This window comes from Bacillus pfraonensis (genome assembly GCF_050768835.1).
GTDB lineage: Bacteria > Bacillota > Bacilli > Bacillales > Bacillaceae_G > Bacillus_A > Bacillus_A pfraonensis.
Genome location: NZ_JAHCDO010000019.1, coordinates 122534 through 137355 on the forward strand (window position 1 = coordinate 122534; position 14822 = coordinate 137355).

Below are 14822 nucleotides of genomic sequence, written 5' to 3' on the forward strand. Positions count from 1 at the left end.
ACATAAAAAACGAATACATATGACCTTATACATTAACTTTTTGGGGGGAAGTAAATGAAGCTACGTAAATTACTTATTGGTTCTGCTGTCACTGGTGGAATATTACTATGTGCAGGTGGGATTGGTGGTTATCAATACGTCTCTAAATTAAATAAACAGCTCGATACAAATGTATTACCACATACTACATTTGAAGGCACTTCTCTTGATGGTAAAAGTAAAAAAGATATCCAAAAAATTATTCAACAAAAAATTGATGAATCCAATAAAAAGTCCCTTAACTATGCATTCCAAGGTAAGACACAAACTTATACGTGGAAAGATTTAGGTATTGAATATAAGGAAAAAGACATTGTAGAAAAAATCTTTAAAGAACAAAAAGGGAACATTATGGATCGCTATAAAATGCGAAAACAAGCTGAAAATGGTGAGCTGAAACGTGAATATAAATTAACACCAACGCTAAATCCAACAGCTTATGAAATCTTTATAAAAGAAAAATATAATGAAACCTTAAAAGAACCTGTAAATGCTGAATTAAGTGTTTCAGGGACAACAGTAAATATTAGTCAAAGTCACAATGGTGAAAAAGTCGATAAAGAAAAATTAAAACAATTAACAGCAAAAGCAATTACTGCTGGTACACAAGATATTGAGCTGCCAATTGCCTCCATAAAACCAGAACGCTCTACAGAAGATATACAAAATATGGGGATTACAGAAGTTATTGCTGAATATTCTACTCCTATGGCTGGTCGAAATGGCAACCAATCCTTTAATGTAAACAAGTCTGCAAACACTTTAAGTGGTGCAATCGTGGCACCCGATGAAACATTTAGCTTTAATGGACGCGTCGGTATTACCGATGCAGCTCATGGTTATAAATCTGCTGCTGTATTTTCACAAGGTAAAGTGATCCAAAGTGCTGGGGGCGGCGTTTGCCAAGTGAGTAGTACTCTATATGGAGCAGCATTACGTGCTGACTTAGGAGTTGTTGCTCGTAGTAACCATTCTATGCCTGTTAACTATTTACCACTTGGTCAAGATGCTGCTGTAGCAGATTATGGTCCAGATTTAAAATTTAAAAATAATACCGGAAAGCATATTTATATTCAAGCATTTTCTAATGGCAGTAGCATAACTACACGTATTTTCGGCACACCTACTGGCAAGAATGTAGAAGTTTCATCAAAAGTAATTAGTAATACGGAAAATAAAATTACTGCTGTCACTTATAAAAAGGTAACACAAAACGGTCAAGTTATATCAAATGGCCAAATTTCAAAAAGTGTATACAAAAAGGCGTGATTATTCACGCCTTTTTGTTTTGCAATACATGTATAAATGTCTGTATATGTTCTCTGGTCTCTTCTAATGACCATATACGATTTCCTTGTTTAGCTGCCAATAAACAACCGTCTTCCCAAGAATTTTCCTTTTGTATATGTAATAACTCATGTTGTAATTTCGCAATCGTTTCTTGATCCTCTTGCTCTAAAAACTCCGTCATTACATCTATAATCTCTTCCTCATGTACACTTAACGTACAATATGCTTTTAGGAAATATTGAAATGTCGGATACATGTTACTCTCCCTTTCTTATTTATCAGATGGATAGGAAGTAATGATTTTAAATCCTAATGTTCCTGACTTATCTCGTGCTAAGACAGTGACCGTATTTATCAGCTTATCTTTCACACTCATATCTTTCTTTAATACTGTTTTTCCAACAGGAAATGAATGCTTCGTATTTAATACGAGACGATTTTCTTTGGAATTCTTTAACCAATTCTCAATTTCCTGCTCATGTTGCTTTAAACTATCTTTAACAGCTTTGGTTGCCACTTCTTTATCGTAGTATGTACTTGCTGCGGATACTTTATCTGTGCGTAATCGTTTTTTTAGATCCTCTTCTGTCTTTCCTACATGACGTTCTATCGTATGACCATTTTTAGGTGGCCCTTCCATTTCGTCTAAAATATTATCATTTATTTTCTCTACTGATGTTGAATTACTTCCTTTTGAACTTTCTTTTTTCTGCTCTTGTCCTGCACACCCACTTAAAACAAGAATCATCGCAAGTAAGCTGCTCAAAAAAATACTCCATAATCGTTTCATCAAATCACCTCTTTCATGATTATTATCGGAACTTCATCAAAAGTCAATTTTGGATAGAAAAGCATGTAGCATTCTAAAATTCTACATGCTTTTTCTTATTTTTTCATATTGCTTCCCATTCACAGAACCATTTTCTCTAGCTGAGAGCCATAATCTATGCAATAAACCTTTTATTTAAGGGGTATATTTAATAAATTTTAAAAAAACCTTATTTTAATAACATTTACACACTTAAAATATACCCCTATTTTTATATACCATATACCCATAAAGGGTATAAAGGTTCATTTTTATCACTATATGTAAATTTAATCCATATTTTCTCCACGGATTAAGCTTTTACATGCCTTCATTTTTACTGCACTTTAAAGTTAGCGTGTTACTGCCCTAAAATAGCGAGATAAAAGCATTCATTTTAAGTAAAAATCTACGCTTGCCTATATTGATTAAATATGGTGTAATGCTAAAAAAGACAAAGGACTATAATGATATGCAAGAACTGATTCATGATGTACTTACAGAACATTACACGCTAGCAATTCCACTTAGTATTCTATTTAATATCATCATTAGCTTTGCTGGTTTCATTCCAAGTATTTTTCTAACTGCAATCAACATACAACTTTTCGGTTTAACAGCTGGAACAATCATTTCGATCGCAGGCGAAGCATTAGGGGCCATTATTTCTTTTTATTTCTATCGGTTAGGTCTTCAGAAATTCGCACAAAACAAGATAAATCATTACCCAAGGGTAGAGAAACTCCTTTATGTTCAAGGAAAAGAAGCTTTTTTGCTCGTTTTATCATTCCGCTTCGTTCCCTTTATTCCATCAAGTATTGTTACTTTATTCGCATCTTTAGGGAAAATGTCCCTACTCTCTTTCAGTATTGCCAGTACACTAGGAAAAATCCCAGCTTTACTCATTGAAGTGTATTCGGCATATCATGTTATGAATGGAACAAATGAAGCAAAGTGGATTATAACAATTGCAGGTTGTATCGGGTTATTGTATATATGGAGAAAGTGGAAGAAAAAATAAAAAAAGGGAGCATTCGCTCCCTTTTTTTATTTTTATATTATGAAGAAATCTTATTTTACACCAACTGCATCATACGATTGTTTCACCGCTGTAACCTCAGCAGAACTTGCACCATATAAATCTGCTGCAGCTTGTACTAAACCAGCACGAGCTTGACTAAATGTAGTAGATTCAGTGAAATATAACGTATTTGCACGATAATAGATTGCTCCTACTTTATCTTTACCAATACCGTTCACTGTTACACCATAATGTGTACCACCATTTGCTAGTAAATAAGCCGCTTTATTAATAATTCCACTGTTCGTATGAACACCACCATTATCACTTGAACCTGTGTAACGCTTAGAATAGTGATCTGGATCGCCATATTTCGCCGGATTACTCATAGAACGAAGTGCATCCCCTGCTGTACCAGGTGTGTAAATGTCTTCTCCTACTTCCCAATCCGGATTGCGATTGTCATAGTACTCTACTAAAGTACCAAAAACATCAGAAATCGCTTCATTTAATGCACCTGACTCATTTTGGTAAATAAGATTTGAGCTATATTCTGTAACCGCATGTGTTAATTCATGTCCAATTACATCTAATCCACCGGATAAGGCAGTAAATGTATAACCATCTCCATCTCCATATACCATTTGCGAGCCATTCCAGAATGCATTATTATAACCACTACTGTAATGAACCGTTGATTTTAACGGTGCTCCAGCGTCATTAAATGAATTACGATTGAACGTCTTTTTATAATAATCATATGTTACTCCCGCATAGTAATGAGCATCTACTGCTGCTGCATCACGGCTTGCATTGAAAACGTTATCTGTATCGGCCCACAACGTTCCTGGTAACGTAGTACGATTCTTCGCATCATATGTGAAAATCTGCGCTCCACGCGTATTATCTTGCAAATAATAAGAAGATCCAGATAACGTTGTATTAATAGATTTTGTATCTCCTAATACCCCTTTACCTGTTCCAACTTTATTTGTTCCTGTTACAGGTTTTATAACTGCTTTTCCCTCTTGCTTTACAGCTTCTTTATTAAGCGGTGATTTATCTTCACCTGTTACGTGATCAATTGTGTTGTATTTATTTAACACGTTACCGCTATCTGCTTCAATGAAATAATAATAGTTTCCTGGTTTTGGTTCTAAAAAGTTTAATTTCACAACATATGCATAAGTTGTGTCTTCACCGTTTTGATATACATATAAATCTGCTGATGGCTCTACCTCATACTTTGGTGTTAACCCTAGATCTTGCTGTGCAATTTCAATCGCTTTTTTACCTTCAATCTTATTTTTATTTTTTAACTTTTCTTTTTTGTCTAGATCAGGCACAACGGTTCCAGATAGTACTTTCAATGAACCATCTTTACTAACATGGGCTAGTTGAGTAGACCCCCATACTGGTGTGCCTTCATACATTTGTTGCATACGTACCACTGTTGCATTCGTTACAGAATCCTTTTTCACTTGCTTCACTTTGAAAGAATCCTCTGCACTCTTTTCCCCTAGCTTATACTCCCCTTTTGCTGCATTTAAATAATCAAACACAACAGACTCCGCTTTCTTTCCAGTTGCTCCAGTTAAATCACCAGAGATAAATTCAGGTGACTGTACTGCTTCGTTGTACTTTTTCGTAGAGAGCACATTCTTAGAATCTGCAAACGCAGAGCTTGTCCCTCCAAACGTTGTAACTGCCATTCCTGCCGCTAACGCAAATGCTAAACTCTTCTTTTTCATATAACCTTCCCCCTAATAAAAATTTTTTTTGAAAAAGAGTAGTTTTATATTAGCATTAGATTTCCATTATTAATATACTAAAAATTCAAAAAGTTCATTTCTCAAGTTTTGTAGAATTTTGGAGAACAATTATTGAGAAAGGCCCTTTCCGTTTTGGAAAGGGCCTTTCTCAATTGTTATTATAGGTTTACTGATTGAGATGAATTAACTTCTTGACCATAATTATCTGGCTTCCAAGCATACTGCACATCGAATACTACCGCTAAAATCGCCACCATTACAAATGTTCCTAAAATCACTTTTTTCATCCTATAACTCCTCCTTCTTCTTCTAACAACATAATCGCTAATTTATAATATCGATTACTTTCTTTAAATTCCAATGATTCTTCGAAGTATTCCGCTAGCTCTAAATATACTTTCTTTAAATCCTTAACATTCTTTTCGTTTTTAAAGAAAGGCACTGCTTCCATTTCCAAAAACCGCTTATATACTTCTTTTTTCTCAAAATATTTATATTGTAGCATTAATAACAGGTACAATATACTTTTATACCTATCTTCTTTTCTTGCAGCCGAAATACCTTTTTCAATCCAGCCTCTCGCCTCTTCAAACTCCTTTAACTGAACACACTGCAGAGAAATTTCATACATGGCATCAATATAATTTAAATCTTCTTCTTCTTTATACTGGAGACTCTTCAAATAATATTCTTTTGCTTTTGCATAATTATTTTGACGATAATATAAATAACCAATATTATTTAAAGCAATCGACATGATATTATCTTTATCTGCAAAAGAATCTGCCTCTCTCAAAATATGATTAAAAATCCCCATAGCCTCACTGTACTGTGTTTTCCGTATATAACTAAAAGCTATTAAAAGTTGACAATTAATTACATGTCGAAACTTATATTCATTTCGAAATCCTTCTAACGCAACATTAGCAAAATACAATGTCATATGATCAATTTCTATCTGACTGTACGTGAGTGCTAAATTATAATATATTCCCGTTTCATAATATCCTTGTTCTTTTGCCATAGATTCTGTTTTTAGTAAGTACTCCAGTGCCTGTTTATATTTATACTGCAAAGAATACAGCAAACCTTTACTATACGTATACAACAACTTCTGAAACGGAGAATACTTCTTATACATCTTCTTTAATTTCTCTAGTTCTTCTTCAAGCGCCGGAAGATCTCTTTTCATAATCAAATAACGTGTATACAGCAGATTATAATAATTTATAATTTCAAAATCTGAAACTTGTTGCATCTCATCCTGTAATTCGTTATATATGCGTTCAACCTGCCCTTTGTCCAAATGGACTAATGCGTTTAGCCAATCATCTAACTTCTCTTTCACATCTTCTTCCACATCTCTCAAATCCGACACAGCAATCTCTAACCTCGCGCAGAGCAGCTGCAAAATTTCCTCCGATGCTTCTATCTTTCCATTTTCAATCTTACTTAAATATGAGACGGAACAAATGCCCTGACATAATTCTTCTTGTGTCATTTTTTGCTGTAATCGCTTATAAAAAACTTGTTTGCCAATTTTCTCTAGTGTTTGTTGCATTGCCCTCCTCCATTCTCATTTACCCTCACTACTTTAATAATACATAAAAATCAGAAAAATATAAATTAATAAATGTAAATTTTCTAAAGAATTTTTCATTTATCAACTTCATTTCCCTCTCTTCAATTAATTTTTATGCTAAAAAAATCTGCTGAACTGCCTAAACTTTGAGTTTTCCCTATTCAATAACCATTAATTATTATTATTTATCTTTTTAATATAATAAACGAAAAAAATTCTCTTCTTATTAAGATCGCCTCCTTTGGCATAAACTAGTAAAAATTGTTATACTATAACAAAATTACGGAGGTGTTTTCGCAATGAATCATTATAAAGACGATAGTTACGCCTTACATACAGATTTATATCAAATCAACATGGCTTATACATATTGGAAAGACGGTATTCATAATCGCCGCTCTGTTTTTGATTTATATTTCCGGAAGCTTCCATTCAAAAATGGTTATGCTGTTTTTGCTGGTCTTGAAAAAATTATAGAATACATAGAGAATTTTCTTTTTACTGATAGTGACATCACTTATTTAAAAGAATTGGAGTTCGAGGAGGAATTTCTGCATTATTTACAAAACATGAAGTTTACGGGAACAATTCGCAGTATGCAAGAAGGAGAGGTTGTTTTTAATAACGAACCATTACTACGTGTTGACGCTCCTCTTGGTGAAGCTCAAATTATTGAAACCGCTTTGTTAAACATTGTGAATTACCAAACATTAATCGCTACAAAAGCTGCTCGTATGAAACATGCAGCAGACAATGATGAACTATTAGAATTTGGCACTCGTCGTGCTCACGAATTCGACGCTGCCCTATGGGGTACACGCGCAGCCTTTATTGGTGGTTTTTCTTCTACTAGCAACGTCCGTGCTGGAAAACGATTTGGTATTCCTGTTGCTGGGACGCATGCTCATTCTTTTGTCCAAGCTTATCGTGATGAATATGTTGCATTTACAAAATACGCCGAAACACATAAGAAATGTGTTTTTCTCGTTGATACATATGATACGTTAAAATCCGGTGTACCAAATGCGATTCGCGTTGCTAAAGAATTCGGCGACCACATTGATTTTTATGGTATTCGTCTTGATAGCGGTGATATGGCTTATTTATCAAAAGAGGCACGAAAACTACTTGACGCAGCTGGATTTACCAATACAAAAATTATCGCTTCTAGCGATTTAGATGAATATACAATTATGCATTTAAAATCCCAAGGAGCAAAAATTGATGTATGGGGCGTTGGAACAAAGCTCATCACTTCCTTTGAACAACCTGCATTAGGTGCTGTTTATAAATTAGTTGCGATTGAAGATGAGAATGGGACACTAAACGATACAATCAAAATTTCTTCCAATCCTGAAAAGATTACAACACCTGGGTTAAAACGTGTATATCGCATTATTAATCGCGTCAACGGACACTCCGAAGGGGATTATATTGCGCTAGAAACTGAAGTACCAGAGCAGGAGGAACGTTTAAAAATGTTCCATCCTGTCCATACATACATCAGTAAATTTGTCACAAATTTTGAAGCAAAAGAACTACACCATACTATTTTCGTAAAAGGTAAACGCACATATAAACTGCCTGAAATACAAAATATTCAGCAGTATGCACATGATAGTTTACATGTATTTTGGGAAGAATATAAACGAACTCTTAATCCTGAAGAATACCCGGTCGATTTAAGCCAAGAATGCTGGGATCATAAAATGAATTATATTCAAACTGTGCGGAATCAGGTTTCAAATAATATTCAAAAATAAAAAGAAATACAATTGTTATCAAGATCTAAATTTAAAAATATTTTTAAAAAATAAAGACTCTAACATATTGTATATGACTAATATGTTAGAGTCTTTTGTTTTATTAGTAGTACAGTTCGAATAGTGTTGATTTTTATACCAAAGTAAAAAAACTTTCCCGTAAACGAGAAAGGTTCTAACGCCTCCAAGATTGGAAGCTTGTTCGAATATTGATACCATGTAGAGTGGAGATGTTTGTACGTATAAGGCAAACTATACATATATATCTCATATATCATATGCTAAGTAAAACCATATGGTTTGGACATGTTGCGTGAACTTCCGATAAAGTAAAACTTTAATCAGTGGGAGATGAAGAAAAACCCCACTGATTATTAGCCCTCACCAATCAAGCTTTTACGAGCAGTTCATACAGGGTAACACAAGTTTCCAAAGCTTTATTAATCGAAAGGTCTGTTAAAGCGTCGCAAAATACAAATTGTACGTCATTTCTTTCGCTAAATGGACACTTTACGCAAGGCAAGGTAAAACGTCTATTTTTCTGATAAAAAAGCTTAGTATAGGTTTTTTATAAATCTTTCACTCGTAATACACGCATCGCATTCAATACAGCAAGTAGCGTAACACCCACATCGGAGAAAACAGCTTCCCACATTGTTGCAATTCCAAATGCACCAAGTAATAAGACAAGTCCTTTTACACCAAGTGCAAAGATAATATTTTGCCATACAATATTGCGTGTACGTTTGGCAATTTTAACAGCCGTTGCAATTTTAGAAGGTTCATCTGTCATAATGACGATATCTGCTGCTTCAATCGCTGCATCAGACCCTAACCCCCCCATTGCGATTCCAACATCTGCTCTTGCTAATACTGGTGTATCATTAATACCATCACCAACGAAAGCGACTTTTTCTTTTGCTTGTTTTGCCGCATCAATTTTTTCAATTTCTTCTACTTTTTGCTGTGGCAATAATTCAGCATGAACTTCATCTAAACCAAGCTCTTTACCGACAGCTTCTCCAACTAGCTTTGCATCGCCTGTTAGCATAACTGTTTTCTTAATACCAAGTTCTTTTAACTTTTGAATCGCTTGTTTTGAATCTTCTTTTACCTCATCTGAGATAACAATATAACCAGCGTATGCACCATCTACAGCAACATGAACAAGTGTGCCTACTGTTTGTGGTTGCTCAAATGCGATATTTTCTTTTTTCATTAATTTTGCATTACCCGCAAAAATTTCTTTACCCTGTACTTTTACAACTGTACCGTGACCAGAAATTTCACTGTAATCTTCCATGCTATTTTCATCAATTGATTTTCCATATGCAGTTCGAATAGATTGCGCAATTGGATGGTTTGAATAAACCTCTGCAAACGCAGCATATTCAAGGAGTTCTTCTTTTGTTATTTTGCCGTTTGGCTCCATCTTTGTTACCTTGAATACACCTTTTGTTAATGTTCCTGTTTTATCAAACACAATATGTTTCACATCATTTAATGCTTCTAAATAGTTACTACCTTTTACTAAAATACCACTTTTCGATGCTCCGCCAATACCACCAAAGAATCCAAGCGGAATAGATACTACTAACGCACACGGACAAGAAATAACAAGGAATACTAACGCACGATAAATCCAATCTGAGAATGTAGCACCTTCTAAAATAAGAGGGGGAATAAACGCCAATGCTGCTGCTGTAATAACGACAACCGGAGTGTAGTAACGCGCAAATTTCGTAATAAAGTTTTCTGTCGGCGCTTTTCGACTACTTGCATTTTGTACTAAATCTAAAATTTTCGATACTGTGGATTCACCAAATTCTTTTGTTACCTCAATTGTTAATACACCATTTTGATTCACAAAACCACTTAATACATCATTCCCAACTTCTACTTCACGTGGTACAGATTCACCTGTTAATGCTGAAGTGTCTATCATTGATGTTCCTTCAACTACTCTTCCATCTAACGGTACCTTATCACCTGGTTTAACAATGATGTAATCTCCAATTTGTACATCTTCCGGCGAAACTTGTTTTGTTTCATTTCCAACTTTAACGTTGGCATAATCAGGGCGGATATCCATTAACGATGTAATAGATTTTCGAGAACGGTTTACCGCAATGCTTTGGAATAACTCTCCTACTTGGTAAAATAACATAACTGCAACCGCTTCTGAGTATTGTCCGATTGCAAATGCACCAAGTGTCGCAATCGCCATTAAAAAGTTTTCATCAAAAACCTGGCCGCGTGTTATATTTCTCACAGCTCGCCAAACGATATCTCCACCAATTAATAAATATGCGATAACGAAAAGTGGAATAGTCATCATTTGTGGTAATCCTGCAAGTGCAGCGATTCCTGTTAAGACACCACCAATCGCTAAGCGCCATATCATTTTCTTCACATTTCCTTCACCATGATCGTGTCTATGACCATGATCATGTCCTGTTTTTTCTTCACGGACAACTTTTACATCGGGCTCTAACTTTTGAACAATATTTTTTATATCTTGCACCGTCGTTCCGAGCTCTTTTTCGTTTGCCACTTCTATTTTTAGTTTCTTTGATACAAAATCAACAGTCGCATTTGAAACTGTAGGCATTTCTTTTACCTTTGTCTCAATCTTCATTGCACAATTTGCACAATCTAATCCTTCTAATACAAATACTTCTTTTGTAATTTTTGTTTTTTGTTCTTCCTGTACTTTAATATGCGGTTCTAATTTCGTAACAAGTTGTTTCGCCTCATTAACAACATGATTTTCTTTATTTTGCTCTGTTTCTAAAGTCATCGTCTTTGTTGCAAAGTTCACAGAACAAGAGGAAACGCCGTCTAATCCGCTAACGCCTTTTTCAATTTTCATCGCACAATTCGCACAATCTAATCCTTCTAACACAAGTTTCCGTTTCACTAGTGCTTCTGCCATCTTTCTCCCTCCTTGTGCATTTCTTTTTATTCTTCCTCGTTTACATGTTCGAATGCTTGCTCAAAGATACCGATTACGTGATGGTCCGCCAATGAATAATAGACAACCTTTCCCTCTTTACGGTTTTTCACAAGTTTCGCTTGCTTTAATACACGAAGTTGATGAGAAATAGAAGATTGTGTCATACCGAGTAAATAAGCTAAGTCACATACGCACATTTCCGCTTCGAATAAAGCGTGTAAAATCCGTGTCCGCGTACGGTCACCTAATACTTTAAATAACTCCGCTACTTTACTTAAACTTTCATCTGCTGGGATTGTTTGTTTTACTTGATCAACAACTTCTTCATGGATAATTGTTTGAGAACATGATTCTTGGCATGTTTCCACTTTATTTTCAGCCATTATAGCTCACCTCTTTATTTGAACATATGAACAATCATTCATATATCTTATACCTTTATTATATGAGCGCCTATTCATATGTGTCAATAAAATCCTTAATTAATTTTCCGAACATTTTGTTCACATTTCAAAACACATCACTTATTCTCCGCATCCGTTACATTCTTCATACAAAAAGGATGTACGGAAGTTTCCATCCTTTCGTACATCCTTTTTTCTCTACCCTTTAATCAAAAGAAAAAGCCTTGTGCGCTCCCTAGACGCACAAGGCTTACAATTCATTATATCCCTTTAGTTTGCTTTTTCTAAACTATCTTGCGAACTTCCATCTTCTTTTAAATGACTATGTTTTTTCGAATAAACAAAGTATACAACTACTCCGATTGCTAACCAAGCACCGAAGTACATCCATGTCGTTAATGGTAAGTTTACCATTAAGAATAGGCAGCATACGATTGAAATGATCGGTAAAATTGGTACAAGTGGCACCATAAATCCACGTTGTAATTTCGGATGTGTTTTACGAAGGATGATAACTGATACACCAACCATCGCAAATGTTAGTAACGCTCCAATATTCGCTAAATTCGACAATTCTTTTAAATCGATAAATCCAGCAATTAAAGCACTACCAATTCCTGTTAACCAAGTTGAAAATGTTGGTGCTTCTGTCTTTTTGTTAATTTTCGCAAAAGATTCTGGCAATAAACCGTCACGACTCATTGCAAAGAATACACGTGTTGTTGCGTAAATATAAGCAAAGATTACAGCCATGATACCTATTACAGCCCCGACAGCAATTACACCAGCTACTTTATCTTGTCCTACAACTTCTAGTACATAAGCCATTGCTTCTGGTACATCTAGTTCCTTGTAAGAAACCATACCAGTCATAACAAGACAAACTGCAACGTAAATGATTGTACAAATAACTAACGAAGCGATGATACCAATTGGAAGATCACGCTGTGGATTTTTCACTTCTTCTGCTGAAGTTGCTAATGCATCAAAACCTAAGAAAGCAAAGAATACTGCTGCTCCTCCGGCAAAGACTCCACTTAAACCATATGGTGCAAATGGTACCCAGTTTTCTGGTTTTACGTAGAATACACCAACTGCAATAAATAAGATAACAATACTAATTTTGATTAATACCATCGCGTTATTTATACGTTTACTCTCTTTCGTACCACGTGATAACAACCATGTTAATACGAGCGTAATGATTACTGCTGGCAAGTTCACAATACCACCTTGTGATGGAATCGTTAACAGCTCTTTTGGAATTTCTAATCCAAATCCATTCACCAAGTTATTGAAATAACCTGTCCATCCACCAGCTACTGCTGCTGTTGTTACAACGTATACTGATAATAATGTCCATCCCATTAAATGGGCTACAAACTCACCGATTGTTGCATAAGAGTATGTGTATACACTACCTGAAACAGGAAGTGTAGAAGCAACTTCGGCATAACATAATGCTGCAAATCCACAAACAATTGCGGCAATCATAAATGAAAAAATAACTGCTGGACCAGCATCTCTTGCTGCTACTAATCCAGTTAATACTAGAACTCCTGTACCGATTATCGCACCAATTCCTAGCATTGTTAGGTCGAATGCCCCTAAAGTTTTAGACAAAGTCTTACTTTTACTTTCCCCTAACAATTGCGTAACGGATTTCTTTTTAAATAGGTTGGCCACGATGTATGCCCCCTTTTACTAAGAAGAGCTAAGAGGTCTTCTCTCTTAGCTCTTATCATGTTGTATTAAATATTGTTCGATTTTTATTTTGTATTATGCTTCAATTAGCAAGATACAGTTTCTGCTTCTAATAATTCTTTTGCACCTTTGTATTCTACACCATGAGCTTCTGCAACTGCTTCAAATGTTACATAGCCATCTAATGTATTAATACCTTTTAATAATGCAGAGTTGCTTAGGCAAGCTTCTTTGTAGCCTTTGTTTGCAATTTGTACTGCATATGGCACTGTTACGTTTGTTAATGCAAGAGTTGATGTACGTGGAACCGCACCTGGCATGTTTGCAACTGCATAATGAACAACACCGTGTTTTTCGTAAGTTGGGTTGTCATGAGTTGTAATGCGGTCAGTTGTTTCGAAAATACCACCTTGGTCAATTGCGATATCTACTACAACAGAACCTGGTTCCATTGATTTAATCATTTCTTCTGTTACAAGTTTTGGCGCTTTTGCACCTGGAATTAATACCGCACCGATTACAAGATCAGACTCTTTTACAGCTTCTGCAATATTGTACGGGTTAGACATTAAAGTTTTCACTTGGTTACCGAAAATGTCATCTAATTGACGAAGACGTTCTGCACTTAAGTCGATGATTGTAACATCCGCACCTAGTCCAACTGCAATTTTAGCAGCATTTGTACCAGCTTGTCCACCACCGATAATTGTTACTTTACCACGTTTTACCCCTGGAACGCCTGCTAGTAAGATACCTTTACCGCCTTTGTTTTTCTCAAGGAATTGCGCACCGATTTGTGCTGCCATACGACCAGCTACTTCACTCATAGGTGCAAGTAATGGTAAAGAACGATTTTCTAATTGTACTGTTTCGTAAGCGATAGCTACAACTTTCTTTTCAATTAAAGCTTTCGTTAATTCTGGTTCTGGAGCTAAGTGTAAGTATGTGAATAGAATTAAACCTTCGCTGAAGTGTTTGTATTCGCTTTCAATTGGTTCCTTAACTTTCATTACCATATCCATGTTCCAAGCTTCTTCAGCTGTGTCAACGATTTTCGCACCTGCTTCAATATACTCAGCATCTGTAAAACCAGATCCTAAACCTGCACCCTTTTGAATGAATACTTCGTGATTGTTACGAACTAAATGTACAACACCAGCTGGTGTCATTGCCACACGGTTTTCGTTGTTTTTAATTTCTGTTGGTACCCCAATACGCATAATGAAATGCCCCCTTATAATTAACAGAAAAAAGAAATTCTTTTTTCTTTTTATAATAATTAATAACTTATGTCCTTATTCTAGCATAACTTTGAAATTATGAAAACGCTAACATATCAAATTTTAAAAGTTTATATTTTTAGAATAGTGTAAATATAAAGAACTTTATTCCCTAGGGAGATTCCCTATATCTCGCTTATTTAACACTCTATTTTCATTATAACCTTTGTAATTCAATATTACCCTTTTATTATTTGACAATA

12 protein-coding genes are annotated in these 14822 nt (G+C 35.2%); 3 read left to right on the forward strand and 9 right to left on the reverse strand.

The window, feature by feature from the left end:
- The first annotated feature begins 54 nt into the window (after positions 1–54).
- On the forward strand, positions 55–1308 hold the full coding sequence (locus tag KFD70_RS19045; protein ID WP_431613283.1) for a VanW family protein: 1254 nt from the start codon (positions 55–57) through the stop codon (positions 1306–1308).
- A gap of 4 nt (positions 1309–1312) precedes the next feature.
- Here KFD70_RS19045 and KFD70_RS19050 read toward each other — a convergent pair whose 3' ends face one another.
- Together KFD70_RS19050 and KFD70_RS19055 are read right to left on the reverse strand one after the other, a co-directional pair.
- Complete coding sequence (locus KFD70_RS19050) at positions 1313–1585, reverse strand: hypothetical protein (RefSeq protein ID WP_431613284.1); 273 nt, start codon at positions 1583–1585, stop codon at positions 1313–1315.
- A gap of 15 nt (positions 1586–1600) precedes the next feature.
- Positions 1601–2119 (reverse strand): RNase A-like domain-containing lipoprotein, encoded by a 519-nt coding sequence (locus KFD70_RS19055; RefSeq protein ID WP_431613285.1) that lies wholly within the window; start codon positions 2117–2119, stop codon positions 1601–1603.
- 490 nt (positions 2120–2609) lie between these two features.
- Between KFD70_RS19055 and KFD70_RS19060 the strand changes: the two genes are divergently transcribed.
- Complete coding sequence (locus KFD70_RS19060) at positions 2610–3158, forward strand: TVP38/TMEM64 family protein (protein WP_336452934.1); 549 nt, start codon at positions 2610–2612, stop codon at positions 3156–3158.
- Between the two features lie 50 nt (positions 3159–3208).
- Here KFD70_RS19060 and KFD70_RS19065 read toward each other — a convergent pair whose 3' ends face one another.
- The 3 genes from KFD70_RS19065 to KFD70_RS19075 form a co-directional block, all read right to left on the reverse strand.
- The gene (locus KFD70_RS19065; RefSeq protein WP_336452933.1) at positions 3209–4909 is read right to left on the reverse strand and encodes a M4 family metallopeptidase; all 1701 of its coding nucleotides are present in this window, start codon (positions 4907–4909) and stop codon (positions 3209–3211) included.
- A 179-nt stretch (positions 4910–5088) separates the two neighbouring features.
- Positions 5089–5217 (reverse strand): NprX family peptide pheromone, encoded by a 129-nt coding sequence (locus tag KFD70_RS19070; protein ID WP_336452932.1) that lies wholly within the window; start codon positions 5215–5217, stop codon positions 5089–5091.
- Complete coding sequence (locus KFD70_RS19075; RefSeq protein ID WP_336452931.1) at positions 5214–6491, reverse strand: helix-turn-helix domain-containing protein; 1278 nt, start codon at positions 6489–6491, stop codon at positions 5214–5216. Before KFD70_RS19075 ends, KFD70_RS19070 begins: the two co-directional genes overlap by 4 nt.
- Positions 6492–6811: 320 nt before the next feature.
- On the opposite strand from KFD70_RS19075, the gene KFD70_RS19080 reads away from it, so the two are divergent.
- Positions 6812–8275 (forward strand): nicotinate phosphoribosyltransferase, encoded by a 1464-nt coding sequence (locus KFD70_RS19080; RefSeq protein WP_431613286.1) that lies wholly within the window; start codon positions 6812–6814, stop codon positions 8273–8275.
- Between the two features lie 568 nt (positions 8276–8843).
- Here the strand turns inward: KFD70_RS19080 and KFD70_RS19085 are convergent.
- The 4 genes from KFD70_RS19085 to ald all read right to left on the reverse strand — a co-directional run bounded on the left by KFD70_RS19085 (position 8844) and on the right by ald (position 14559).
- Entirely contained in the window at positions 8844–11210 is a 2367-nt protein-coding gene (locus tag KFD70_RS19085) for a heavy metal translocating P-type ATPase (protein ID WP_431613287.1), read from the reverse strand.
- A gap of 26 nt (positions 11211–11236) precedes the next feature.
- Complete coding sequence (locus tag KFD70_RS19090; protein WP_336452928.1) at positions 11237–11614, reverse strand: ArsR/SmtB family transcription factor; 378 nt, start codon at positions 11612–11614, stop codon at positions 11237–11239.
- Between the two features lie 291 nt (positions 11615–11905).
- Positions 11906–13321 (reverse strand): amino acid permease, encoded by a 1416-nt coding sequence (locus tag KFD70_RS19095; RefSeq protein WP_336452927.1) that lies wholly within the window; start codon positions 13319–13321, stop codon positions 11906–11908.
- 104 nt (positions 13322–13425) lie between these two features.
- Positions 13426–14559 (reverse strand): alanine dehydrogenase, encoded by a 1134-nt coding sequence (gene ald / locus KFD70_RS19100; protein WP_336452926.1) that lies wholly within the window; start codon positions 14557–14559, stop codon positions 13426–13428.
- Positions 14560–14822 lie beyond the last annotated feature (263 nt).

Bases quoted from the DNA above. Each gene is read 5' to 3' on its own strand.
- KFD70_RS19060 (WP_336452934.1), top strand. From the start codon at position 2,610: ATGCAAGAACTGATTCATGATGTACTTACAGAACATTACACGCTAGCA.
- KFD70_RS19085 (WP_431613287.1), bottom strand. From the start codon at position 11,210: ATGGCAGAAGCACTAGTGAAACGGAAACTTGTGTTAGAAGGATTAGAT.
- KFD70_RS19080 (WP_431613286.1), top strand. From the start codon at position 6,812: ATGAATCATTATAAAGACGATAGTTACGCCTTACATACAGATTTATAT.
- KFD70_RS19065 (WP_336452933.1), bottom strand. From the start codon at position 4,909: ATGAAAAAGAAGAGTTTAGCATTTGCGTTAGCGGCAGGAATGGCAGTT.
- ald (WP_336452926.1), bottom strand. From the start codon at position 14,559: ATGCGTATTGGGGTACCAACAGAAATTAAAAACAACGAAAACCGTGTG.
- KFD70_RS19045 (WP_431613283.1), top strand. From the start codon at position 55: ATGAAGCTACGTAAATTACTTATTGGTTCTGCTGTCACTGGTGGAATA.
- KFD70_RS19090 (WP_336452928.1), bottom strand. From the start codon at position 11,614: ATGGCTGAAAATAAAGTGGAAACATGCCAAGAATCATGTTCTCAAACA.
- KFD70_RS19055 (WP_431613285.1), bottom strand. From the start codon at position 2,119: ATGAAACGATTATGGAGTATTTTTTTGAGCAGCTTACTTGCGATGATT.
- KFD70_RS19075 (WP_336452931.1), bottom strand. From the start codon at position 6,491: ATGCAACAAACACTAGAGAAAATTGGCAAACAAGTTTTTTATAAGCGA.
- KFD70_RS19050 (WP_431613284.1), bottom strand. From the start codon at position 1,585: ATGTATCCGACATTTCAATATTTCCTAAAAGCATATTGTACGTTAAGT.
- KFD70_RS19070 (WP_336452932.1), bottom strand. From the start codon at position 5,217: ATGAAAAAAGTGATTTTAGGAACATTTGTAATGGTGGCGATTTTAGCG.